24 protein-coding genes and 1 tRNA gene are annotated in these 24550 nt (G+C 63.4%); 15 read left to right on the top strand and 10 right to left on the bottom strand.

Going from position 1 to position 24550, the window contains the following annotated elements; all coding sequences use genetic code 11:
- Window positions 1–2: 2 nt before the first annotated feature.
- The 11 genes from AC13GF_RS02655 to AC13GF_RS02705 all read left to right on the top strand — a co-directional run bounded on the left by AC13GF_RS02655 (window position 3) and on the right by AC13GF_RS02705 (window position 10828).
- Entirely contained in the window at window positions 3–899 is an 897-nt protein-coding gene (locus AC13GF_RS02655) for a baseplate assembly protein (protein WP_483003139.1), read from the top strand.
- Window positions 892–2193, top strand: a complete 1302-nt coding sequence (locus AC13GF_RS02660) for a phage tail protein I (protein ID WP_483003140.1) — start codon at window positions 892–894, stop codon at window positions 2191–2193. The genes AC13GF_RS02655 and AC13GF_RS02660 overlap by 8 nt, the downstream gene beginning before the upstream one ends.
- Before the next feature lie 7 nt (window positions 2194–2200).
- A complete protein-coding gene (locus AC13GF_RS02665; protein ID WP_483003142.1) occupies window positions 2201–3718 on the top strand; it encodes a tail fiber protein in 1518 nt (505 codons plus the stop codon).
- A 4-nt stretch (window positions 3719–3722) separates the two neighbouring features.
- On the top strand, window positions 3723–4319 hold the full coding sequence (locus AC13GF_RS02670; RefSeq protein ID WP_483003143.1) for a hypothetical protein: 597 nt from the start codon (window positions 3723–3725) through the stop codon (window positions 4317–4319).
- Window positions 4320–4426: 107 nt separating this feature from the next.
- Window positions 4427–5626, top strand: coding sequence for a phage tail sheath C-terminal domain-containing protein (locus AC13GF_RS02675; protein WP_010483787.1), 1200 nt, complete (start codon window positions 4427–4429; stop codon window positions 5624–5626).
- A gap of 2 nt (window positions 5627–5628) precedes the next feature.
- Window positions 5629–6132 carry a phage major tail tube protein gene (locus AC13GF_RS02680; RefSeq protein WP_005412457.1) on the top strand — a complete coding sequence of 168 codons (504 nt, stop codon included), beginning with the start codon at window positions 5629–5631 and terminating at the stop codon, window positions 6130–6132.
- 80 nt (window positions 6133–6212) lie between these two features.
- Window positions 6213–6503 (top strand): phage tail assembly protein, encoded by a 291-nt coding sequence (locus AC13GF_RS02685; protein ID WP_005412456.1) that lies wholly within the window; start codon window positions 6213–6215, stop codon window positions 6501–6503.
- A gap of 120 nt (window positions 6504–6623) precedes the next feature.
- Window positions 6624–9095: a phage tail tape measure protein gene (locus AC13GF_RS02690; protein WP_483003145.1), complete on the top strand. Its 2472-nt coding sequence runs from the start codon at window positions 6624–6626 to the stop codon at window positions 9093–9095.
- Between the two features lie 2 nt (window positions 9096–9097).
- Complete coding sequence (locus tag AC13GF_RS02695; RefSeq protein WP_483003147.1) at window positions 9098–9565, top strand: phage tail protein; 468 nt, start codon at window positions 9098–9100, stop codon at window positions 9563–9565.
- Entirely contained in the window at window positions 9549–9764 is a 216-nt protein-coding gene (locus AC13GF_RS02700) for a tail protein X (RefSeq protein ID WP_483003148.1), read from the top strand. The genes AC13GF_RS02695 and AC13GF_RS02700 overlap by 17 nt, the downstream gene beginning before the upstream one ends.
- Window positions 9755–10828, top strand: coding sequence for a phage late control D family protein (locus AC13GF_RS02705; protein WP_483003149.1), 1074 nt, complete (start codon window positions 9755–9757; stop codon window positions 10826–10828). Before AC13GF_RS02700 ends, AC13GF_RS02705 begins: the two co-directional genes overlap by 10 nt.
- Window positions 10829–10859: 31 nt before the next feature.
- Here the strand turns inward: AC13GF_RS02705 and AC13GF_RS02710 are convergent, their stop codons facing one another.
- A complete protein-coding gene (locus tag AC13GF_RS02710; protein ID WP_014036197.1) occupies window positions 10860–11240 on the bottom strand; it encodes a tautomerase family protein in 381 nt (126 codons plus the stop codon).
- Window positions 11241–11771: 531 nt separating this feature from the next.
- Between AC13GF_RS02710 and AC13GF_RS02715 the strand changes: the two genes are divergently transcribed.
- Entirely contained in the window at window positions 11772–12668 is an 897-nt protein-coding gene (locus AC13GF_RS02715; protein WP_483003150.1) for an AbiTii domain-containing protein, read from the top strand.
- Window positions 12669–12954: 286 nt separating this feature from the next.
- Here the strand turns inward: AC13GF_RS02715 and AC13GF_RS02720 are convergent, their stop codons facing one another.
- Window positions 12955–13164: a YegP family protein gene (locus AC13GF_RS02720; protein ID WP_099783034.1), complete on the bottom strand. Its 210-nt coding sequence runs from the start codon at window positions 13162–13164 to the stop codon at window positions 12955–12957.
- Window positions 13165–13748: 584 nt separating this feature from the next.
- Between AC13GF_RS02720 and AC13GF_RS02725 the strand changes: the two genes are divergently transcribed.
- The 3 genes from AC13GF_RS02725 (at window position 13749) to AC13GF_RS02735 (ending at window position 17211) form a co-directional block, all read left to right on the top strand.
- The gene (locus tag AC13GF_RS02725) at window positions 13749–14162 is read left to right on the top strand and encodes a hypothetical protein (RefSeq protein WP_483003152.1); all 414 of its coding nucleotides are present in this window, start codon (window positions 13749–13751) and stop codon (window positions 14160–14162) included.
- A 10-nt stretch (window positions 14163–14172) separates the two neighbouring features.
- The gene (locus AC13GF_RS02730) at window positions 14173–14547 is read left to right on the top strand and encodes a hypothetical protein (protein WP_483003153.1); all 375 of its coding nucleotides are present in this window, start codon (window positions 14173–14175) and stop codon (window positions 14545–14547) included.
- A 171-nt stretch (window positions 14548–14718) separates the two neighbouring features.
- The gene (locus tag AC13GF_RS02735; protein WP_483003155.1) at window positions 14719–17211 is read left to right on the top strand and encodes an SIR2 family protein; all 2493 of its coding nucleotides are present in this window, start codon (window positions 14719–14721) and stop codon (window positions 17209–17211) included.
- A 716-nt stretch (window positions 17212–17927) separates the two neighbouring features.
- Here AC13GF_RS02735 and AC13GF_RS02740 read toward each other — a convergent pair.
- The 8 genes from AC13GF_RS02740 to fabF form a co-directional block, all read right to left on the bottom strand.
- Complete coding sequence (locus AC13GF_RS02740; protein ID WP_483003157.1) at window positions 17928–18152, bottom strand: hypothetical protein; 225 nt, start codon at window positions 18150–18152, stop codon at window positions 17928–17930.
- 101 nt (window positions 18153–18253) lie between these two features.
- Window positions 18254–18328 (bottom strand) — tRNA-Val (locus AC13GF_RS02745).
- Between the two features lie 133 nt (window positions 18329–18461).
- Window positions 18462–18815: a PilZ domain-containing protein gene (locus tag AC13GF_RS02750; RefSeq protein WP_005412452.1), complete on the bottom strand. Its 354-nt coding sequence runs from the start codon at window positions 18813–18815 to the stop codon at window positions 18462–18464.
- Entirely contained in the window at window positions 18812–19768 is a 957-nt protein-coding gene (locus tag AC13GF_RS02755; protein WP_483003159.1) for a DNA polymerase III subunit delta', read from the bottom strand. Before AC13GF_RS02755 ends, AC13GF_RS02750 begins: the two co-directional genes overlap by 4 nt.
- Complete coding sequence (tmk, locus tag AC13GF_RS02760) at window positions 19765–20430, bottom strand: dTMP kinase (RefSeq protein ID WP_005408317.1); 666 nt, start codon at window positions 20428–20430, stop codon at window positions 19765–19767. Before tmk ends, AC13GF_RS02755 begins: the two co-directional genes overlap by 4 nt.
- Window positions 20427–21488: an endolytic transglycosylase MltG gene (gene mltG, locus AC13GF_RS02765; RefSeq protein ID WP_483003161.1), complete on the bottom strand. Its 1062-nt coding sequence runs from the start codon at window positions 21486–21488 to the stop codon at window positions 20427–20429. The genes tmk and mltG overlap by 4 nt, the downstream gene beginning before the upstream one ends.
- 214 nt (window positions 21489–21702) lie before the next feature.
- Window positions 21703–23067: an aminodeoxychorismate synthase component I gene (locus tag AC13GF_RS02770; RefSeq protein WP_483003162.1), complete on the bottom strand. Its 1365-nt coding sequence runs from the start codon at window positions 23065–23067 to the stop codon at window positions 21703–21705.
- 191 nt (window positions 23068–23258) lie between these two features.
- Entirely contained in the window at window positions 23259–24521 is a 1263-nt protein-coding gene (gene fabF, locus AC13GF_RS02775) for a beta-ketoacyl-ACP synthase II (RefSeq protein ID WP_333579293.1), read from the bottom strand.
- Window positions 24522–24550: the final 29 nt, after the last annotated feature.

Below are 24550 nucleotides of genomic sequence, written 5' to 3' on the forward strand. Positions count from 1 at the left end.
CCGTGGCATCCGGCTCGTTCACCAGTGTCAATCTCTCCCAGCTGCCTGCACCGGCGGTCATCGAAGTGCTCGATTTCGAGACGCTGTTCGATGAATCGCTGACCGCGCTTCAGGCCCTGGATCCCACCTTCGACGCGCTGCTGCCGTCGGACCCGGCCTTCAAGATTCTCGAGGTCTGCACCTACCTGCGCCTGCTCGATCGCCAGCGGGTCAACGACGCGGCGCGTGGCGTGATGCTGGCCTATGCAGTCGGCAGCGATCTGGACCAGCTGGCCGCGATCTTCGGCATAGGCCGCCAGATGCTGGACCCTGGCAAGCCGCAGGAGGGCATCCCGCCTCGCTACGAGAACGACGAGGATTTCCGTCGGCGCATCCAACTGGGGCCGGAAGGCTTCAGTGTGGCCGGGCCGGAAGGTGCCTACATCTTCCACGCGCTGAGCGCCGATCCGCGGGTGCTCGACGCCAGCGCGACCAGTCCGTCGCCGGGCGAGGTGGTGGTCTCGGTGCTGTCGCGTGAAGCCGATGGCACGGCCACCCAAGCGCTGCTCGACGTCGTCGAAGCGAAGCTGAGCGCGGCCGACGTGCGTCCGCTGACGGACCACGTGCTGGTACGCACGGCGGCAATCATCAACTACGCGGTGACCGCCACGCTCTACACCTACGCCGGCCCGGATTCGCAGGTGGTTCTGGCCGAAGCACGCTCGCGCCTGGATCGCTACATCGCCGAGTCGCATCGGCTCGGCCGCGATGTCACCCGCTCCGGCCTGTTCGCCGCATTGCATGCCGAGGGCGTGCAGCGCGTGGAGATTTCCAGCCCGGCGGACGACGTGGTGGTGGACCGGACCCAGGCCACCTACTGCACCGCGGTGACTCTGACACATGGCGGCAACGATGAGTGATTCCGGCACACGCGTGGTCAATTCGCGCCTGCGCGGTGCGATCGACGGCCACAACCTGCAGTTCCGCCATCCGGGTGGCGCACTGTCCACCCTGCAGGCGGTGTACCGCACCGATTGGCAGGGGCGGCTGAAGCTGTCGGACACGCTGCGGCGCAACCTGCAGCGCTTCTCGGCAGCGTTCAGTAACACCTGGTGGAAGGGCTTCTACACCAAGCCAGCGAACCTGTCGTTCAATCACCCCGCTCCAGATGGCAGTTCCAGTGCCTGCTCCTTTCCTGTCTCCGATGCGATCGGGGGACCGAATCAGAACTTCACCGGTCTGGTGGACGAGGATGGAAGCGCGTTTCCCGATGGTGCCGTGCGTACCGTCAGCATCTGGCTGCGCGCAACCGAGCCATGTGCCATCGACCTCGGCATGCGCACCACCGGCGCAGGCAGGACACGTCTGCAGGTGGGCACCAAGTGGAAGCGCTACAGCTACACCTATGCCGCAACCGCAGATGACGCCCGCCGGGGCGTGAGTATCGTGCTGGATCGACGGGCAGCCGGAAATACCGGCCTGAAGCCGGACAGCCGCATCCATCTCTGGGGCGTGCAGGTGGAGGAAGGTCGCGAAGCAACCAGCTACATCCGCACCATGCCCCAGCCTGTGGGCGTGATTGATTACAGCGTGCTCAACAACGTGATCACGCTCACCCAGGCACCCGCTCCCGGCTCGATCATCGACGGCGATGCGCTGATCAGGGTGCCGATGGCAGGTACCCTGCTGCCGCCCAACGCCACCCACGCGGAGCGGGCCTTGGCCCGCGCTGCGATCACCCGCCCATTGCCGGTGGACATCACCGCGCTGTGGGACGCGGACCGCTGCCCTGCCGCGCTGCTGCCATGGCTGGCCTGGGCCTTGTCCGTCGACGAATGGAAGGCCTACTGGCCGGAGACGGTAAAGCGTGCCCGCGTGCGCGCCGCGATCGCGATCCAGCGCCGCAAAGGCACCTGGGGCAGCGTCCGCGATGTGGTGGCTGCATTCGGCGGTTCGATCCTGATCCGCGAATGGTGGGAAATGCAGCCGCACGGTGCACCGCACACCTTCGAAGCGGTGATGACCATCGCCAACCAGGGCGGCGAGACCGCCACCGCCAAGTTCGTCGACGACGTGATCGGCGAGATCAGCCGTACCAAGCCGGTGCGCTCGCACTTCACGTTCACCCAGGGCATGCAGGCCAGCGCCGGTATCGGTGCACTTGCCGGCGCCCATGGCACCACCTTCCGCCGCATCCAACTGATCGGAGAGTAAACCCCGCATGCGCTTGAAAATCACCGACGCCGGCTTCGCCAAGCTGGTCAATCCACCCAACACCGGCACCAGTGCCGTGCTGATCACCGAGATCGGCCTGACGTCCACGGCGTTCACGCCGACGGCAGGGCTGACCGTCCTGCCTGGCGAGATCAAGCGGGTCTCGACGTTCGGTGGCAAGGCCGTGGGCGATGACACGCTGCACGTCACGATCCGTGACGACAGCGCTACCGCCTACAGCCTGCGCGGCTTCGGCCTGTACCTGGGCGACGGCACGCTGTTTGCAACCTTCGGCCAGACCGATCCGATCATGGAGAAGACCGCCGCCTCGATGCTGCTGCTCTCCACCGATACCCGCTTCAGTGAAGTCGATACAGCACTGATCGAGTTCGGCAATGCCGAATTCATCTATCCGCCCTCCACCACCGAGGTGCAGGGCGTGGTCGAACTGGCCACGACGACCGAGACCGAAGATGGGGCAGATGCCCAGCGTGCGGTGACACCGCGCGGGCTGCGTGCCTTCATCGACAAGCGCTTTGGCGCCAGCGCCCCCACCCAGTTCGTCCGCACGCTGCTGTCGATCGCCACCGATGCCGCGTTCCGTTCCGCTCTGGGGCTGAAATCGGCAGCGTTGAAGGACGAGGGCGCCGACAAGGGCCTGGATGCCGATCTGCTCGATGGCCGCCACGGCACCCACTACCTGGACTGGCGCAACATGACCGGCGTGCCATCCAGCGTGCACGTGCCCGGACAGGTGATTCTGTTTGCCGGTGCCACCGCGCCCAACGGCATGCTGCTGTGCAATGGCGCTGCTGTTCCGCGTGCCAGCTATCCGGCCCTGTTCGCCGCCATCGGCACCCGCTACGGCGCCGGTGATGGCACTACCACCTTCAACCTGCCGGCGATGCAGGAAGGCACGGTGGTCACGCACACGTTGAACCCGGACGCGGTCGGCAGCTTCACCCAGGGTGAGGTGATCCGCCATGCCCATGGCGCAAGTGCGGCAACAGCAGGCAGCCACAGCCATGCCATCTCCGTAGGTGCCGGCGGCGCGCACTCCCACGGTGCCAGTGCCAGTGCCGTCGGCGACCATGCGCATGGTGCATGGACCGATTCACAGGGTCACCATGGGCATACCGGTGGCACCTCCTGGGTTGGCGATCACCAGCACCTCACCGCGTTCGCGGAGTCCGGCACCACCTATCCGTGGGGCGCCGACTACAACAATCACGTGGGTTCGCGCGGCAACCTGGACTACGACAACCCCTGGCCGTACACCAGCCCGGCCGGTGGCCACGCACACAGTTTCACCACCGACGGCGCAGGCGCGCACGGCCACAACATCGGCATGAATGGCGCTGGCGCCCACTCGCACACCATTTCCATCGCCCAGGTCGGAGACCACGGCCATGCCGCTTCGGCCGCCGACGCCGGCGCACACACCCACGCCATCGTGGTGGAGAACTCCGGTGGCGACCGCAACCTGCCTGCCGGCCTGCGGATGATCTATTGCATCGCGTACTGAGGACATGAGCTTGCCTACTGAACCGCGCTTCGCGCACTCCTACGATCCCGACACCCGCGCCTACATGGGCAAGGTCCGCCTGCAGCCTTCCCCGGACGGCACCTGGAACCTGCCCGACTTCACCGTGGACGTCGCGCCTCGCCAACCTGCCGGCGAATACCAGGCACTGCGCCTGGCCGATGACGGCTCACGCTGGGAAACAGTGGCCGATTTCCGCAACTACATGCTGTGGGACACGCGCACCGCGATGGCGGTACCCAATCGCCTCGCGCTGGGCGAGCCGTTGCCCAAGGACGTGACGCTGTCCGAACCATTCAAGCTGGATGGCACCACCCCGCAATACAACGCGTGGAATGCCAGCCGCCACGAATGGACGCTGCTGCCGGACTACAGCACGCGACCGCTGTGGAACAAGCACGATGCCAGCTTCGCTACTCCCGTTGCGCGTGGGGTCGCGCTGCCGTCATCGGTCACCGATCTGGCACCGCCCGCCGATCGCAGCTACCCGGTCACCTTCGATGAAGCCCGTGCTGCCTGGGTGATGGTCGCTGCACCCGAACCCGACCCGGCCGCGCTGCCGCAACCGCAACCGCAACCGTGATTCCGGGCCACGGCTGCAATTAATCCAGCCGCGGCCAGATACGAACATGTACCCATGCGGCGCAGATCGCGACCGCAGCACCCACCCAACCAAGGAAAAAACAACGCATGGCCGAATTTCTGCATGGCGTGCAGGTCGTCAACATCGATGGTGGTTCCCGCTCGATCGCTGTTGCCTCGACCAGCGTCATCGGCATCGTGGGCACCGCGCCCCGCGCCGACAAGATCGCCTTCCCGTACAACACTCCGGTCCTGGTGACCTCGCGTTCGCAGGCAGCCAAGCTGCTCGCCAACGCCGCGACCGAAGTCGATGAGGGCACCCTCCCGGGCCAGCTCGACGCCATCTTCGACCAGTCCAATGCGGTCGTCGTCGTCATCCGCGTCGAGAAGGGCGCCACCGAGAACGACACCCTGGCCAACGTGCTGGGCGGCGTGAACGCGCAGACCGGTGCCTACACCGGCGTGCATGCACTGCTGGCGGCAAAGTCGGTAGTGGGCATCAAACCCCGCATCCTGGCGGTTCCGGGCTTCACCCACACCCACGAAAAGCGCGACACCGAACTGCTGGCCAACCCGGTCGTGGCCGAACTGCTCGGCATCGCCGACAAGCTGCGCGCGGTGATCATCAAGGACGGCCCGAACAGCAACGACGACGCCGCCAAGAGCACCACCGCTCTGACCGGCTCCAAGCGCGTCTACGTGGTCGACCCGGCACTGCTGGTGCAGTCCGGTGATGCCATCGTCACCCGCTACGCCTCCGGTGCAGTGGCCGGCGCCATCGCCCGCAGCGACAACGAACGCGGCTGGTGGGCATCGCCGTCCAACCTCGAGCTCAACGGCGTGGTCGGTACCGCGCGTGCGATCGACTTCGGCCTGTCCGACGCGACCAGCCGCGCCAACCTGCTGAACCAGTCGAACGTGGCAACCATCATCCGCGAAGGTGGCTTCCGCCTGTGGGGCAACCGTACCGCCAGCAGCGACCAGAAGTGGCAGTTCCTGTGCGTGGTGCGCACTGCCGACATCATTGCCGACAGCCTCGAGGCCGCCCATCTGTGGGCCGTCGACCGCGGCATCAGCAAGACCTACGTCGACGACGTGCGTGAGGGTGTCAATGCCTTCCTGCGCGGCCTGAAGACCCAGGGCGCGATCCTCGGCGGCAACTGCTGGATCGACCCCGACCTGAACGCAGCGGACAGCGTGGCCCAGGGCCGCTTCTACTGGGACTTCGACTTCACCCCGACCTACCCGGGTGAGCAGCTGACCTTCCGCATGCACATGAACAACAACTACGTCTCGGAGATCTTCTAAGCATGGCGCGCAAGATCCGCAAAAACTTCAACTTCTACGTCGACGGCAAGGGCTATGCCGGCAGCGTGATGTCCTTCACCGCCCCCAAGCTGTCGCTGAAGACCGAGGACTTCCAGGCCGGCGGCATGCTGGCCCCGACCGAGATCGTGCTCGGCCATGAAAAGCTGACCGCCGATGTCGAGTTCGCCTCCGACGACGCGGAGATCATGAGCAAGTTCCACGTCATCGAAAGCAAGGAATACGGCTTCACCGCCCGTGAAGCCCTGGAAGGCGATGACGGCGAAGTGACCCAGGTCGTGCACAACATGCGCGGCAAGGTGAAGCTGCTGGACCGCGGCGAAACCAAGGTTGGCGAGAAGGGCACGATCAAGGTCAGCCTGGCGCTGAGCTACTACAAGCTGACCCATGGCGCCCAGGTCGTGCAGGAGATCGACGTGGTCAACATGATCGCCCGCCAGGGTGGCGTGGACGTGCTGGCCGGCATCCGCGGCGCACTGGGCATCTGAACCCTCGCCGCATTGAAGAACCCGGGGGCGCCTCGCGCCCCCGCATCCATCGCACCGCACCGAATTCCAGGAACGCATCCATGTCCAGCAAGACCAAGACCCCCACCGACACCGTCATCGAGCGCGATGGTTTCGCCGAGATCACCCTCACCCGCCCGCGCCAGGTCAACGGCATGGAAACCGCCGTGCTGCGCATGCGTGAACCGACCGTGGAAGACATGGAGCGCTACCAGGACGACAAGGGCAGCGACGCACAGCGTGAGGTGCGGATGATCGCCAACCTGTGCGAGATCTCGCCGGACGACGTGCGCAAGATGCCGTTGCGCGACTACGCACGACTGCAGGCAGGCGTCGCGCTTTTTACCACCTGACCCTGCCACAGATCAGGCAGGGAGTGCTCGCCCTGGCCGGTCATACCGGCTGGGGCCTGCGCGAAATCATGACACTGCGGGTGTCGAAGTTCATCTGGTGGATTCAGGGATTGCCGGTACATGGCCAGTAACGTTCAAACGACAACGATCACGATCGGCGGCGAGGTGTCCAAGTCGCTGAAGGACGCATTGTCCTTTGCCAACGATGGCATCAAGCATATCGGCACCGAGTTGACATTGCTGGACCGCAGGCTTGCCCGCCTGAGTACGACCAGCAAGGAATACACCCGTATGCGTGCGCAGGTCGACGCGTTGCGTGCCTCGCAGGAAGCGCTGGAGCGTGTCGAAGCCAAGCGTACCGCCAACCTGGAGAAACGCGAGAAGCTCGGCAGCTCGTTCAAGGCAGCACGCGGCGCGCTCGGCACCGCCGTCACCGCGCTGGCCAAGCCAGTCGAGAACGCCTCTGGCTTCGCCCGCCAGAACCAGCAGATCGGCGTAGCGGCCAACCTCAGCCGCGCCCAGGTCAGCGCACTTGGCCAGGCGATCCTGGAACAATCGCGCGCAACCAACCAGGGTGCCGACGCGCTGCAGCGCTCGATCAGGCTAATGATCGACGCCGGCATGGATGCGCAGTCGGCCCAGGCCAGCCTCGGTGCTGTCGGGCGGACCACCACCGTCACCGGTGCCAGCATCGATGATGTGGCCCAAGCTGCGGCCGCCCTGCAGCAGTCGTTCGATATCGATCCCTCGCGCATGCAGAACGCGCTGGACGTGCTGGTGGTCAACAGCCGGCAGGGCGGCCTGGGCCTGAAGGACATGGCCCAGGTGCTGCCGGTGCTGGGTTCCTCGTTCGAGGCGATGAAGCTGCAGGGCACGTCGGCGGCGGCCACGCTGGGTGCGGCACTGGAGGCCACGCTGGATTCGGCCGGCGGCGCCGACAAGGCCGCCAGCAACATGAAGAGCTTCATGTCCGAGGTGCTCTCGCCGGACATTCAGGAGAAGGCCAAGAAGAGCCTGAACCTGGATCTGCGCAAGATCATCGGCGATGCACAGACCAGCGGCGGCAATCCCTTCGATGCTGCGATGCAGGGGATCATCCAGGCGACTGCGGGCGACCAGAAGAAAATCGGCACCCTGTTCAGCGATGCGCAGGCGAAGAACTTCGTCCAGCCGATGATCGAGAACTGGGACACCTACATCCGTGTCCGTGACAAGGCCTTGAATGGATCGGCGGGTACCACCGATGCGGCCTATGCCGACGCGATGCAGACCGACCCGCAGAAGATCGAAGGCGCCAGGATCGCCGTGGACAACCTGTCCAAGGCCTTCGGTGCGGCACTGCTGCCCGCGGTGGGTGAGGCCGCGGTCAAGCTGACCGAGCTGTTGAACGGGGTCACCTCGTTCGTGCAGGAGAACCCGAAGCTGATCGCCAACACCACGCAGATCGTGGTCGGCATGCTGGGCATGCGCACGGCGGTACTCGGCGCTCGCTATGCCTGGACCTTCCTGCAGGGCCCGATCCTGGGCGTTCAGAAGGCCTTCCAGCTGTTCCGGGGTGGCAGCCTGCTTGCCCAGATGGGGCGCTTCGGGCCGATGGCCATGCGCCTGGCATCGGGCTTCCGTGTGGTTGCTACTGCCGTGGCCGCCATCAGTGGTGGTCCGATCACGATCGCCATCGCAGCGATCACCGCAGGCGCCATCCTGGTGCGCAAGTACTGGGAGCCGATCAAGGCATTCCTGGGCGGCGTCTGGGAAGGCCTGAGCGGTGCAGGCACCGCAGCGATGGGTGAACTGATGCGCGCGGTAGAACCGCTGCGCCCCGCCTGGGAAGTCATGAGCGGGCTGATCGGCCAGGCCTGGGACTGGCTGTCGAAGATGCTGGCACCTGCACAGTACACCGGCAACGAACTGTCGCGCGTTGCCCAGATCGGCAGCTTCCTCGGTACCGTTCTGATGGAAGGCCTGAGAATGAACATCCAGCTCATCAGCGGCCTGGTGCAGTACGTCGCCTGGATGGGCAACGTGTACACGACCGTCGCCAGCGGGATCGGAATCGGAATGAGCAAGATGTGGACGGCGATCAAGTCCGGTGCCGAATCCCTGTTCGACTGGCTCATCCCGAAGCTGGATTTCCTCATGCCCTATGTCGTGAAGCTGATGGGGTTCGTCGAAGGGGGCATTGGCAAGGTCAGTGCGCTGGTCGGCAAGGGCCTGGACTTCGGGAAGGAGGTGCTTGCCGGTGGTGCGGAAGCGATCGGCAACGGCATGGTGGGGTACACCAACATGCGGGCCGGCGGCCGAGGTGGCCTGGATGACGCCGTGGGCCTGGTCGGCGACGTCGCCACGTTGGACGCGCCGGGGGCGCGCAAGCGTTGGGGCGGCATCAGCGAGGCCGCTCGCGGTCGCACCGCACCCGATATGCCATCGCCCTCTGCGCGCGGCGTCACCACCGTGCAGCAGCAACAGACCAACAACATCACCATCCACCAGCAACCCGGTGAATCCAGCGAATCGGTAGCACGTCGCACGGCCGACGAGCTGCAGCGACGCAACGCGGTTGCTGCCCGTGGTGGCCTGGCAGACAGGAACTAAGCATGAAGCGCGAGTTCGTAACCGCATCCATCGACAAGCTGTTGTCCGGTTTCCAGAGCAACGACTCTGGCAACGCCCCGGTGCTGCTGATGCTGGGTGGCTTCAAGTTCAGCCTCAACACCGCCGTATTCCAGGAGATCCAGCAGAGCAACGAATATGGCTGGGCTGCGCAGGAGCGCATCGGGCAGATGGCCGCACTGCAGTACACCGGCCCCGGCAAGGCCAGCATGACGCTGCCCGGCGTCATCCACTATGCATTCCGTGGTGCCGGCAATGAGCTCTCGCAGCTGCGCAAGCTGGCGGCGCAGGGCAAGCCCCAGCGGCTGCTGACCGGCAAGGGCGGGAACCTGGGGCTGTGGGTCATCGACAAGATCGACGCCACTGCCTCCGGCTTCACCGTCGATGCGGGAATCCAGCGGCACGAATTCACCCTCTCCCTGCGGAAGCACAGCGATGGCACGAACGTATAACACCCGCGACGGCAACGTCGTTGACCGCATCGCGTATGCGCACTATGGCGAACAATCACCGGCCATTCTGCGCGCGGTGTTCGATGCCAACCCGGGCCTGGCCGCGCGCGGCGCGGTACTGCCTGCGGGCATCGCGATCACCCTGCCGGACGTGCAGCGCCCCGCCAGCGAACGCAAGGGAGTGGCCCTGTGGGATTGAACATCGCACCGGCCTTCCGCGTGGTGGCCAACAGCCAGGACATCACCGACAAGATCATGTCGCGCTTCAAATCACTGCGCATCACCGACGAGACCGACAACACCTCGGACATGCTGGAGCTGCAACTGGCCGACCATGATCCGTCCAATCCGATCCAGCTGCCGCTGGCAGGTGCGGAGCTGGAAGCCTTCATCGGCTACGACGGCGAAGTACGGCGCATGGGCCTGTACATCTGCGATGAGGTGGAGATTTCCGGCTTCCCGGGCAGCATGACCCTGCGCGCGCGCGCCGCACCGTTCGAGGCCAGCAAGGGCGGCAAGAACGATCTGCAGACGCAGAAGACGCGCACCTGGAAGAAGGGCACGACGATCGGCGGCATGGTCCAGCGCATGGCCGGCGAGCACGGACTGAGCGCGGCCGTGAGCGGATCGCTGGCGTCGATCGCGCTGCCGCTGACAGTGCAATCGCAGGAGTCGGACATGAACCTGCTGCTGCGCCTGGCCAAGCAGCACGATGCCATCGCCAAGCCGGGCGGCGGCCGCCTGATGTTCGTCAAACGCGGCGAATCCACCAGTGCCAGCGGTGAGCGCATTCCCGACGTCACCCTTACCCCCGCCGATGGCAGTGCCTACAAGGTGAACATCGCCTCGCGCGAGAAGACCGGCACCACCATCGCCTACTACCGTGATGTACGTGGTGCAAAGCGCCAGGAGGTGAAGGTGGGCAGCGGTGAGCCGATCGTGCGCCTGCGCATGGCCTACGCCGACCGCGAAACCGCCGAAGCCGCAGCGCGCGCCAAGCATCAGGAACAAGCCCGGCAGACGCGGACACTCAGCTACACCCTGCCCGGCCGCGAGACGCTCATGGCCGAAGCCACGGTAGTGATGCAAGGCTTCCGCGATGGCGTGGATGGGCAGTGGCTGGTCAAGCGCGCCGAGCACAACATCAGCCACGACGGCTACGTGACCAGCATCGAGTGCGAACAACCCAACAGCGCCGACGCAGTGAAGGCGGCCCGCACTGCGGCAGCTGCCGAAGGCGAGCAGGTCGGCAGCGAGGTGTAGATCCACGCCATGCGTGGATGCTTTTCGCGCATCAACTCACGTACTGCGCAACCCCGTTACCGAACGACCAGTTCTCCCTCTTCACTTCCACCAGGTTGATGAACACATCCTCGCGGCGGATGCCCACCGCCGCGTGCAGGCCATCAGCGATGCCGGCATACAGTGCCTTCTTCTGCTCCAGTGTGCGCCCTTCGTTCCAGGTGATCTGGATGCAGATGAAGTCGTCGGTGCGGTCCACGCCCAGATAGCCAGGGTCGTAGATCAACGTGCCGGGCGCGTGTTCCTGGAAGATCTGGAAGCGATCGTTTTCCGGCACGCCCACCGCGCGCATGGCCTGGTAGATGGTTTCACCGACGCGTTGCAGGTAGTCGGCGGATTTACCTTTGCGAAGATCGATGCGGGCGAGCGGCATGGTGGCACTCCAGAGTAGATGGGCACAGCAATGGGCTGAGACTACGCCTGCCTGGGGTGGCGGGACAGCGCATGGCGCGCAGGAAGAGCGGCAATCATCGTCATGGCAGCAGATGTTCCTCTCCGGCCTCGATACGCTCCTCGCCGGTGATGACCAGGACGGGTCACGGTCAACAACCACGCGCTGCCCACGGCAGCAGTCTCCCGACTTCGATCACAGACGTGCGCGAGCGCTTGGAGGCGACAGGTCACTACGTGACGATCGATGGTCGGATAAACGAACAGACCGCGGCAACGCTGATCCCCTGCCCTGTTAGCCGCCTTCGACGGTGGCGACTGGAGGGAAAGGGTCCACGCTTCTTCCAGCCCGCCAAAACGCCTTGGTACTACTTGGGCGACCTGCTTGCGTGGATCGAATCCGGCGAGAGCTTCCGCTGAGAGGCTAATCGACTACACATCCGATTTACATGGGGACGCACCTCTGCTCTAGGATACGTCTAACAACACAGCCCCAGAGCAGCCGAAAAACGCTATGTCACTTCTCCGAGATATCCAGCAGGCAGCAGTCGACTCTTCGATCCCACTCTCGGACTTGCTACGCAAATGCACACTACTGGCTGCGCGGCTTCGGAATGAAGAGTTGAGATCCTGGGTTGCAAACGAACTCGACGGTTACAACTCCAAGGACGAACTCCCTCCCTATCGGATTGCGAATGTCATCTCTAAAGGTCATTTTTCTGGACCTTTTCAGTCAGGCCTTAGAAACGCAAACATCCCCTTGTCTTGCTTGCCAAGCGATTTCCAAGCGATGCTCAGCCACACATACATTCAAAGTGGAATCGCTGCGCTTGAGAGCCTTGTGAGCAACGCAAGTGGGGGCACCCTGCAGGAGCCTTGGAACCCTGACCTTGTGGCACATTTTGGACAAGAAATTTATGACGGCATGAACTGCATGGAGGCGTGGAAGGTCATTCCGGTCGCAGCGATTGTGGGTGTTCTAGACACGGTTCGTACAAAGGTCCTAAATTTTGCTATCGACATAGAAGCGGCTGCGCCAGAAGCGGGGGAGGCGCCGCCGAACTCTGAACCTATCGCGCAAGACCGAGTACAGCAGATTTTCCATACGAACATCTACGGAACTGTGCAGAACGTCGCAAACGGAAGCCCAGGAACGACCCAGACAGCCACGTCGGTACACAATGAGTCCGCCTTGTTCACAGAGCTTCTGGAGGCAATTTCGACCTCTGCGGCCGATCAAGTCACCATCCAACGACTGACTCAGGCAGTTGAGGAAATGCGCTTGGCTGGGAACAAGAAGGGCTTCCACGAGGCATACGTTAGGTTTGTCTCGACCGTATCAGATCACATGCAGATCATAGGAACCGCGGTTGCCCCCTTCCTACCGCAGCTCGCTGCACTTGCGAGCTAGAGCATAGGCAGAGACGCTCTTGATAGGCTCGCAGCCGCGCGCCGGCCGGCCGCCGCACGTTGCTCTGCGCGGCCGTTACCTCCCGATCGATGCCCAGCTGCGCAATCGCTGTAAGTGGGTGGGAGAGGCGCTGCCATCGGCGGTGTTCGGTAAGCATTGGCCTCAAGCGTGTCTCCCGCACAACGAAGCGCGCTTGACGCCATTGGGCTGGCGCAGGGCAGGCCACGGACTTAACCCTATAACTGAGACAAAGGGGCGGCGCACAACTGCGCCGCCCCTGCATCAACTACTCAACCCATTGTTGAGTTGACCGGTCCCACATCAACGCGCCAGCTGCGATCGAGCTAACTAATCTGGCGCCGTGGATGCAATCACTTCGGTTCTTGTAACCCTCGCCGCTATCGGCAATGAGTTTGCTGTTCTGCGCGTAGAGCTGCCAGCGGAACTCACCGGCCTTGTCCTTGTAGATCACGAACTGCTGAGGATGTCCCGTCATATCGTTCTCCTTATGACCGGAATGGTCGGGGCGAATATATGTGGCAGCGATCACGCACCGCCACGGACAAACCTGTGGATAACTTGCTGAAAAATTGCGGGCGGGGGCCCCTGCCGTTGTCCACAGCAACCGGGGGGAATTCGGACCCCGGTAAAAGACAGTATTTCGGCCTAAAGGGTGCTCCACCACAGGTCCGCAGAAAACGTGGGTTTCCCCGAGGAAAACGGATGATTCACGCCTGCGCGCCTTGTGCAATTCCCGCCTCAGGCCGGCGGACTCAATGCTCAGCTCCCGTTTCCCCAATTCGCCGCCAGCAAGTGCGCGCTCCTGCGCATTCCAGCCCGGCCGTGCAGCGGCGGCCAGCGTTCAATAGACGCTGCCTCAGAGCCTTGCCGCCATGCCGAAAATCGAGCTCGATCTACCCCAGGTGGTTTGCGACGCCATGAACGACGCGGCCAATGTTGCCGGCATCCCTCCTGCCGAGCTCCTGGCCGATGCGTTGCGCACCCTACCCGCGTTCCAGCACGCCTTGGCAGCCAGGCCCGAGCGTCTTCCAGCGTTTTCCCTCAACCCCGGAGCACCCCGTGAGTGGTACATCTCCGTTCGTCCCTTCCTCCCTGCTGAAGCTGGAGCACCTGCGAATTCGCAATGACCTCTACTTTGCCGCGCGCCGCGCGCTGAGCGAGCGGCGCAAGGAGCTCAACGATCAGCGAAAGTTTATTCGCCAAGAGATGGAGACCGCATCTAAGAGCTTCAGCGGCAGACAGTTCGAGGTGGGCGTCGGCAGGCCGACAAGCCTCGGTGGCAAAACCCTGGACGGACATCGCCACGAGACGCTGGCCAAGTTGAAACACTGGATGGCTGCGATCGATGCGGTGGACGCCGTAGTAGCCGCCGCATACGACGAACTCAGCACTTCGTCCGGCGACGCAGGGGCTTACCAGGCCGCCTCACAGCATCTCCAACAGACCATGGCCGATTGGGGCCTTAGCCAGTAAGGGATTAATCATGACCGACTACTTGCCCAAGGTGGCGCGGGTCCGCGCCCAGATTGAAAAGCTAGCTGACGACATCCGCGAACTCCGCGACGGCATGCCGCCGAAAGAAGCAGCCCTTGCAGCCGCGGACGCTCACATCCAGCGCGAGGCCGCGAAAGTCACCATCCGGCCAAATGTCTTTCTCGGCGGTGGCGGCGACGCCGTGTCGGCCTACCCCGAGAGCCCTCATGCCTATGCGTGCATGTTCTTCCCGGACGCCATCCGCAGTCGTCTTCGTGCGGAAGTCGAGGCCCTGTATCAGAGAGAGGGGCCAGCAGGCGGGGTCCCAAACAACACCTGCAGCCCGGGCCGGCGTTCTGCGGATCCGCACACCTCGCGCCGGTGACCGGGTGCCCGCCTGCTTTCCATAGCAATGAGCAGGACAACGCAACACCGCCAATGTCACCGTAGTGAACGGATAACACCTGCGTCAAGCATTTTTGATTCATTGCCTAGAGCGGCGTAGGGAAACCCCTTACAGCAGTCATTCGGAAATCGTGTTAAATAGGAGGGAATCGTGCCGATCTCCGGCAAGAGCGTGCTCCTGATCGCAAGGATGACCAAGATGAGCAATGAGCAATTGGATGAACTGAAACGTAAGATTCAAGCAGGCGGCGCCGTACTTTTCGTCGGCTCCGGTTTTTCGGCCGATGCCGCTGCAATCAAAGATGACTTGCCTACCGCATCTCGGCTCGCCGGCTTGATTGGCAAAGCGGGCGGCTTCGAAGCCTACGAGGATTTGCGATTCGCGGCGGACTTCTATCTCAAAAACCACAGTCCTTCAGGCCTGATAGCGCTTCTGCACAAGACCTTCTCTGTCGACACTTGGCACCCCCACCACAGCAACATCGCGAGCGCGCCCTGGCGGCGCATCTACACCACCAACTACGACCTGTGCATTGAAAGATCCGCACAGGCCAATGGGAAGTCCATCATCCCAGTCGACATCTCCCAGCCGCCCGCAAACTTTCAGGCGTTATCTAACGTTTGCGTGCACATCAATGGCTCACTAAACAATCTCACCGCCGACACACTGGAGCGCGAATTCAAGCTCTCGACGTCATCCTACTTGTCGCCTGCCGGGTTCAACGAATCACGCTGGAACTACGTTTTCAAGAAGGACCTCGAGTTCGCGACTGCAATAGTCTTTGTCGGCTATTCGCTTTACGACATTGATATCCAAAAAATACTCAATCAGAGCCCTGAACTTCGAGCAAAGACTTACTTTATAACGCGCAGCCCGATGGATTCTCGCCAAGAGTTCACGTTCTCAAAGTTTGGCATTCCATTCGACATCGGCGCAGACGGCTTGGGCGACCTCATCGGCTCCCCGCTGCCCGCGGGAGAGAGCACAGAGAGTGAGCCTCTTGCGAGCCTATGGCCATATTCGATTGATCAGTCAGCCCCGCAGATTCGCGACAGCGACGTATCAAACCTCTTCTTGTTTGGCCAGATCAGCGATGATCTTCTGGATGGCGCGCTTACGGGAGATCGTGGCGCTCCGATTCTGGTTCATCGCTCTGCAATGTATCAAGCCAAAGAAATGGTGAAATCCGGAGCGCACATCGTAGTTACAGGCGAATTCGGCAATGGAAAGAGTCTATTTCTCCGAATGCTGAGGTCGTCGCTGGCACTCGAAGGTCACGCCGTGTACGTCGCAAGTGAAGCAAACCCACACCAGCATGATGACTTGGAGAAGCTCACGAGGGCGGGTGCTAAGGTTTTCGTCATCGTAGACTCCTACGATTTGAACTTGGAATTGATCAAGAGCTTTGCAGCGATCGATCCGTCGAACATCACTCTGCTTCTTGCCGCAAGAACTTCCACCCACGAACGGAACAGATCGCTTTTTAGCAATCATTCGATAAAACTTGCCGAATTCTCTGTTGACGATCTCGAGACAAGTGAAGTCGACAGGTTAATTGAAATTTTTGAGAACGCAGGATTTTGGGGCGAGAAGGCCGGAAGAAGCCCCGGAGAAAAATTTTCAGTTGTCGCCAATGACCACAAGCGTCAGTTCTCGCTCGCGCTTCTTGGCGTGCTCAACGCCCCTCAGATTGTCGAGCGAGTCAGAGGACTGGTGTCACACCTACTTGCTGACTCGAAGAAAAAGGACACGATCTTCTCCATTGCACTTCTTTCATTCTTGGACCTGCAACTTACGTCCAGCCTGGTTGCCGACATCGCAATGAATGACGAAATTTATTCGTCCGAATTGCGGAACGACCCTGCGTTCCAGCAGATGTTTGTACTGAGCGGAAATCAGATCAGAACGAAATCCAGCCCGTTCGCCCTGGCGCTAATCTCACATCAGTTCAACCCAACGTATGTTGTGGATCAACTGTTGCGAATTGTGTCAAAGATCGGCGATGGCTGGGGTGAGCTGAAAGAGAAGAAGGAAATTCAAAAGAGTCTCCTACGCTTCTCGGTGATCGAGCGAATGTTGCCAGAGAAGCAGCGGAAGACAAATCTCGTAAGGTACTACGACAGCGTCAAACGACAGGTGCAGTGGCTGGGCAAGGATCCACACTTTTGGCTTCAGTATGGCATGACGCAGCTAACCTATAAGGACTATGACACCGCACAGAAGTTCTTTAAGCAGGCGTACTCGTTTGCGGAACGCAAGAATGGCTATCACACGGCGCATATCGACACACAGCAAGCGAGGCTCAATTTGATGCGCGCGCTGGAAGTCCCTGACATAGTCGACGCACAGAAGTTGTTCGCAGAGGCGAACAAACTCCTGCGAAGCACCCCAAATGACGTCCATCGCTACCGCCAAGTGGATTTGTACACTGGGATATACGCCCAGCTGTACTCACGCTTCAATGGCACGGGTAAAGCCTATTTCGAGCAGGCTTGCCGTGCAATGATTGGCGACGCGAACCGCTTGGTCTCAGATCCCGCAATGGCGTTGGCCGATACGAAGCTGCCAAGAAGGGTGCTCATCGAGCTTGAACGGGTCATTGAGGGCGCGCGCGTCGCTCGCGGAACCACTGCGACGATCTGATACTCATGCGCGTCAGTGAATGAACCACTGGCGCGCATCTGTCTGAGGTGTCGCTCGCTTGTAGCGACTGAGCCGAGATCGTCGCGCAGCGAAGGATGGCCTGAGAAATTCAGTCTTTACGGCGGTGGTGAAATATTCCACAGCCTATCCACGCGGGAGGCCATGCAGGGTGCCGACCTGCTCGCACTTCTAAGACATGGTCCGTAGCGTCTCGCTTTGCGTGGCTCGAAAACGCCTGTAGACATAAGCACCCCCGGGGTTGAACCCAGGGGGCGGCACATCCGCATTTAAAGCTGGCTTTTCAGCCAGCTTTAGGCTTCCGTATTGAAACCGACCCGCGCCGCATCGCCCTTGGCGAGAGCGGCGACCAGTAGTTCATCGTCCGCGTCCAGATACGGACGAAGTGCATCTCGTATATCTATCGAACTGCTACTACTGGAGATTAACCAAGTGGAATCCAGGTAATGCCATCAGAGAAGGCTCAGTTGCTAAACTTTGGCAATCAATCCTTCGTAGTTCTTACCGGCCTTATTGAGGTCATGGCCAATCATGTAAATAGCCATTACCACCTCCCATCCTTGCAAAGCGCGTCATTGCGCAGTGCATTCAATCAAGAATGTGACGCCCGTCGCAAGTTCCGGCCGAACTCTGCTTGGCAGCCCAACCCGGCATACCCCAGAGATCTGGATCTGGCAGTTACGCCCCGGCCAGGGCGCCTAGTTTCGCCAGCTTTGGTGAGTTGCCTCGTCAAACCACTGCTCAAGGTCGTCACGATGGCCCCTCACAGACCGGAACCTGACCGCGTCCGGATGCGCCGAACGCAGCCAAGAATAGAATTCGGAGAATCGGAGCTTCTGCTCATCCAACTCACGCACTTCAGTGAGGACGCGCCAGGCGGCGAGCAATGCAGGGAAATGACGACGAACTTCAGCTTTGGTCATTACGCCCTCCGGTGCAGGAAATAATGCTGTTACCACGCAGTTACGAAAAAGCCGACTCAAGGCCGGCTTCTTCATAACACCTGAAAAATCAGGGTTCTATTTGGTGGGCGGTACAGGGATCGAACCTGTGACCCTTGCCGTGTGAAGGCAATGCTCTACCGCTGAGCTAACCGCCCGGTGTGTTGCTGAGCCGCTCATTATAGGGGCTTTTCAGAGGCCGTCAACCGTTTTTCACATTCGTGTTCACGGGTGTCTTCGGGCAACGGCAGTCGAGCATGGCTCAACTCTACAGAACCGCCCGGCGCTGCCTCACATCGTATGGGTCGGCTTGTCCGAGCCGGTCAGGCCGGCCAGCAGGGTCTCGATCTTGTGGCGCACGCCCTCGCCTTCGGCACCGTCGGCCAGCTGCACGCCGATGCCGGCGGTGCGGTTGCCCTGCGCGCCCGCCGGGGTCACCCAGATCACCTTGCCGGCCACCGGCAGGCGCTCGCTGGAATCGGGCAGCGTCAGCAGCAGGAACACCTCGTCGCCCAGGAAGTAGCGCTTGGGCGTGGGCACGAAGATGCCGCCATTCTTCACGAACGGCATGTACGCGCTGTACAGCGCGGCTTTGTCCTTCACGGCCAGGGACAGGATGCCCTGGCGGGCGTTGCTGGCACTCATCGATTTCCCCTTGCGGCAGGCCGCTCGTTCACCTTGTTCCAGGCCAGCAGCAACTCGACCACGGCAAGGTCTGCACGCACCGTGGTGCGTAGCAGGTCGCGGGTGCGGTTGGCCGCATCGAACCAGGCTGCAAGCTTGTGCAATCGCTCCGGCGTGGTCAAGGCATCGGTGCTGGCCTGGGCCAGCGCCAGGTCGGCGGCAAAGCGCAGGCGCAACGCCGCGTTGTCATCGCCACACCACTTCTGCGCCAGCTCCACCGCACCGGATTTGCCGGCGGCCAGCTGTTCAAGCTCGCGCCCTACTTCGCGGCGCAGGCTCAGGCCATCTTCACGCAGCCAGTTGTCGGCCTGGCCGGGATGGCCGCGCGCGGCGTCCAGCGCTTCGCGCGCCGATGCTTCGCTGTGGCCCTGCTGCTGCAACCAGGCCATCGCTTCGTGCTGCGGCGGCAACTTGAATTCCAGGCGCTGGCAACGGCTGCGGATGGTCTGCGGCAGGCGCGCCGGGTCGCTGCTGATCAGCCACAGGTAGCGGCCGGGCTGCGGCTCTTCCAGCGTCTTCAGCAGCGCGTTGGCCGCCGAGCGGTTGATCGCATCGGCCGGGTCCACGATCACCACCTGCGCCACGCCGTACTGCGGGGTCAGCGCCAGCTTGTCGGTGATCTCACGCACCTGCTCGATGACGATCTCGGTGCGCAGCTTGTCGCCGCTCTTGTTCGGAATGAAGCTGACCAGCTGCAGATCCGGATGGGTGCCGGCGGCGATCAGCTGGCGCGTGCGCGTGGCATGCGCGGCATCACCGCGCGCCAGCACGTGGTCGGCCAAGGCCAACGCCACCTCGCGCTTGCCCAGCCCCGCCGGGCCGCAGATCAGCAGGCCATGACCGAGCCGATCAGCATCGAGCGCGGCAACCGTCTGATCGAACGCGCGCTGCTGCCACGGCGAAAACGTGCTCATGCGCCCTCCCCGTCCTGCAGCCAGCGCTCGACACGCGCGACCACATCCGCCGCCACGCGCGCCTGTACCTGGCCGGCGTCGATCAGCGCGAAGCGCTGCGGGTCCTGCTGCGCGCGGCTGCGAAACACTTCGCGCACGCGCTGGAAGAAATCGTCCTGTTCGCTCTCGATGCGGTCCGGCCACAGGTCACGGCCATTGGCGCGTGCACGGCCCACTGCCACGTCCACGTCCAGCAGCAGGGTCAGGCCCGGCAGCAGGCCCACCGCGCGACGTTCCAGATCGGCAATCCACTGCGGATCGAGCCCGCGGCCACCGCCCTGGTAGGCATAGCTGGAATCGGTGAAGCGATCGCTCAGCACATAGGCGCCGCGCTGCAGCGCCGGCTGGATCACCTGGCGCACATGCTGCGCGCGTGCGGCGAACACCAACAACAGTTCGGCTTCGGCGCTGAGCGGCTCCGCAGCGATCTCGGCATCGGGCTTCAAGACCAGGCCGCGGATGCGCTCGGCCAGCGGCGTACCGCCCGGCTCGCGGGTCAGTACCACCTCGTGGCCATGGCTGCGCAGGCAGTCACGGATGGCATTGATGGCGGTGGTCTTGCCCGCGCCCTCGCCGCCTTCCAGGCTGACGAAACGCGGGTGGCGAAGCAGCGCGGGACTCATTGCGCCGGGGTCTCCTTGGTACGTTGCTGGCGCAGCTGCTGCAGGTAGCGGGCCACTGCGGCGTTGTGCTGGTCCAGGCTGGGCGAGAACACGTGCGCGCCACTGCCATCGCCCACGGCGACGAAGTACAGCGCGTCGCCCGGTGCCGGCTGTGCGGCCGCCATCAGCGCATCGCGGCTGGGCATGGCGATCGGGGTCGGGGTCAGGCCGGCACGGGTATAGGTGTTGTAGGGCGTATCGGTGGTCAGGTCGCGGCGGCGGATGTTGCCGTCATACGCGGCACCGATGCCGTAGATCACGGTCGGGTCGGTCTGCAGGCGCATGCCGATCTTCAGGCGGCGCATGAACACGCCGGCAATCTGCGGACGCTCGCTGGCCAGCGCGGTTTCCTTCTCGATGATCGACGCCATCGTCAGCAGTTCGTAGGGCGTGTTGATCGGCAGGTCCGGCGCGCGGCTCTCCCAGGCTTCATCGAGCGCCTTTTCCATCGCGGCGTGGGCGCGCTTGAGCACGTCCAGATCGCTGTCGCCGCGCTGGTAGACGTAAGTCTCCGGCAGGAAGCGGCCTTCCGGATGCTGACCACCGAATCCGAGACGCTGCATCAACGCGGCATCATCCAGGTTGTCGGTGGTGTGCAGCAGCGGCTCGGCGCGCTTGAGCGCGGCACGCAGCTGGCGGATGTTCCAGCCTTCGATGATGGTGACGCGGTGCTGCAGCACCTTGCCGGCGCGCATGCGCAGCAGCAGCTCGCGCGGGGTCAGGTCGCCACTGAGCGCGTACTCGCCCACCTTCAGCTTGCCGGCCGCATCGAGCTGGCGCGCCAACAGCTGCCACTGGGTGTCCTGGCCCTCGTCCACACCGGCATCGCGCAGCTTGCGCAGCACGCTGTTCATGCCATCGCCACTGGCGATCACCATGCTCTCGGCGGACGGGGTGATCGGGGCATCGGCGAACCGGGTCTGCTGGTAGAAGAACCACGCGCCCGCGCCGGCCACGACGGCGGCCAGCACCACCACCAGCGTTACCACGAACAGACACCCGCGCTTGGCTCCCGCCATGGACTACCTCTGAACTCGATTCCGTCGTGCAGGATACCTTGCCGGTGGATTGGGGTCATGACCGGGGGCATGTGCCCGTGCCGGCCAAGGTCGGCACCCACCACAATCCATGCATGGCGCGGCGATCAGTAGATCCACGCCATGCGTGGATGAACGGCCATGGCGGCATCCGTGCCGACCAAGGTCGGCACCCACCGAAGCCGAACCGGCCGCGTCAGCCCTGCTGGCCGAGCGCGCGCAGCAGGCCGCGGGCCTTGGCGCGGGTCTCGTCCAGTTCCTTGTCCGGGTCCGAATCAACCACGATGCCGGCGCCGGTGCGGAAGCTCACCTCGTGGCCATCCACTTCGGCGGTGCGGATCAGGATGTTCAGGTCCAGGTCGCCATCGCGGTTCAGCCAGCCGAACGCGCCGGTGTAGGCACCACGCGGCACCTGCTCCAGTTCGCTGATGATCTGCATGCAGCGCACCTTGGGGCAGCCGGTGATGGTGCCGCCGGGGAAGGTGGCGGCGATCACCTCGCCCGGGGTGACCTCGGGGCGCAGGTGGCCGCTGACGTTGCTGACGATGTGGTGCACGTGCGCGTAGCTTTCCACCGTCATCAACTCATCGACCACCACGGTGCCGGGCAGGCAGATGCGGCCCAGGTCGTTGCGCTCCAGGTCGATCAGCATCACGTGCTCGGCACGCTCCTTGGGGTGGCCGACCAGCTCCTGGATGCGCGCGGCATCATCGTCCCCCTCGAAGCGCGGACGCGTGCCGGCAATCGGACGGGTCTGCGCGTGGCCGGCGTGCACCGACACCAGCCGCTCCGGCGAGGAACTGACCACATGGCGGCCGTGCGCGCTGAACAGGCCGGCGAACGGTGCTGGGTTGGCACGGCGCAGCTGCGCGTACAGCGCCTGCGGGCTGACCGGCGCAGCGAACTGGGCGCTCCAGCGCCGCGACAGGTTCACCTGGAACACATCGCCGGCACGCAGATACTCGATCACCCGGCGCACGCCGTCGGTGAAGCGCTGCGGCGCATCCTCGCCCACCGACTGCGGCGGCTGCCAGCCCTGCCCGGCTTCGGGCAGCGCGGCCGAGGCAAGTGCCACCAGCGCATCCAGCAACGCCTGCTCGCCGGCTTCGGCGATGACGAAGCTGGCATCGTTGTGATGGTCGTGCAGCACCGCGGCCGGGCAGCGCAGTGCCAGCGCGGTCGGGCGGCCGTCCGCGCGTGCACGCGCCGGCAGCACCGGTTCGATCTGGCTGGCCACTTCGTAATCCAGCATCAACGCCCAGCCGCCGCGGAACGGCAGGCTGTGGCTGCCGTCGTGCGGCAGGCGTTCGTGCTGCCAGGCGCGATCCAGCACCTGCAGGAAGCTGCCAGTGTGTACCGCGTCGTGCTGGTCGCGCACCTGGCCATCGGCATCCAGCCGCAGGCCATCGCCCTGCGCGGCCAGCAGCAGGCTCCAGCGGCCCTGGGCGGTGCCCGAGGCGGTGGATTCCATCAGCAGCGGGAAGCGCGCCGGGTCATGCTGCTGCAGGGCCAGCAGATCGATCGGGTGCGGCAGCGGGTGGATCAATGGTGCGTGGGTCATGGCAGCCAGTTCGGGGGTTCAGATGCACGGAAGCCGCCTTGCGGCGGCTCCGTGGTGCACGGCGTTGATCCGATTCTCCGGACGCCGAACGGTAGAGTCGACTGTCAGTCGACTAGCGCGCGCAGCGCGGGGATTTGGCTTCCCGCGAAGAGCAGTCGACCAACAGTCGACTCTACAACCTACCGCACCGGTCAGACGCGCTTGAAGATCAGCGTGCCGTTGGTGCCGCCGAAGCCGAAACCATTGGACATCACCACGTCGACCTTGGCCTGGCGCGCTTCGTTGGGCACGTAGTCCAGGTCGCAGCCTTCGCCCGGCTGCTGCAGGTTGATGGTCGGCGGAATGACGTTGTCCTGCAGCGCCATCACCGAGAAGATCGCTTCCACGCCGCCGGCAGCGCCCAGCAGGTGGCCGGTCATCGACTTGGTGGAGCTGACCATCATCTTGTAGGCGTGGTCGCCGAAGGCGGTCTTCATCGCCATGGTCTCGCCCAGGTCGCCCAGCGGCGTGGAGGTGCCGTGCGCGTTGAGGTAACCGACCTGTTCCGGGGTCACGCCGGCGTCCTTCATGGCCATGGCCATGCAGCGCGCGGCGCCTTCGCCGTTCTCGCTCGGTGCGGTCATGTGGTACGCGTCAGAGCTGGCGCCGAAGCCGGCCAGTTCGCAGTAGATCTTCGCGCCACGCGCCTTGGCGTGCTCGTACTCTTCCAGGATCAGGATGCCGGCACCGTCGCCCAGCACGAAGCCGTCACGATCCTTGTCCCACGGGCGCGAGGCCTGTTCCGGCGCATCGTTGCGGGTGCTCATGGCCTTCATCGCGCAGAAGCCGCCCAGTGCGGTCGGCGACGAGCCACGCTCGGCACCGCCGACCACCATCACGTCGGCATCGCCGTACTGGATCATGCGCATCGCGGTACCGATCGAATGGTTCGAGGTCGCGCACGCCGACACCGCCGAGAACGACGGGCCCTTCAGGCCGGTGATGATGCTCAGCTGGCCCGGCAGCATGTTGATGATGGTCTTGGGCACGTAGAAGGGCGAGATCTTCTTGCCCTCATGGAACTCGATGGTCTGCTCTTCGATGCCGAGCAGGCCGCCGATGCCGGCGCCGACGATGGCGCCGATGCGCTCGGCATTGGCGTCGGTGATCTCCAGGCCCGAGTCGTGCAGGGCCATGAACGAGGCACCGAGGCCGTAATGGATGAACGGGTCCATCTTCTTGGCATCCTTGCCGCTGACCCGGAATTTGCCGAACAGTTCATTGTCGGCAGTGATGTCAAATCCCTTGACCTCACCTGCAATCTTGGTGGTGAACCGATCCAGGTAGGCATCAGAAACGTTGGTCAGCGGACCGATGCCCGAACGACCATGGGTGATGCCTTCCCAGCTGCTGGCCAGATCATTGCCCAACGGCGAGACGATACCCAGGCCGGTTACGACGACGCGACGCTTCATTGCTGATTCTCCTGGCCCGGATGATTTCA

The organism is Stenotrophomonas sp. 22LJNL06-5-1 (assembly GCF_056861455.1).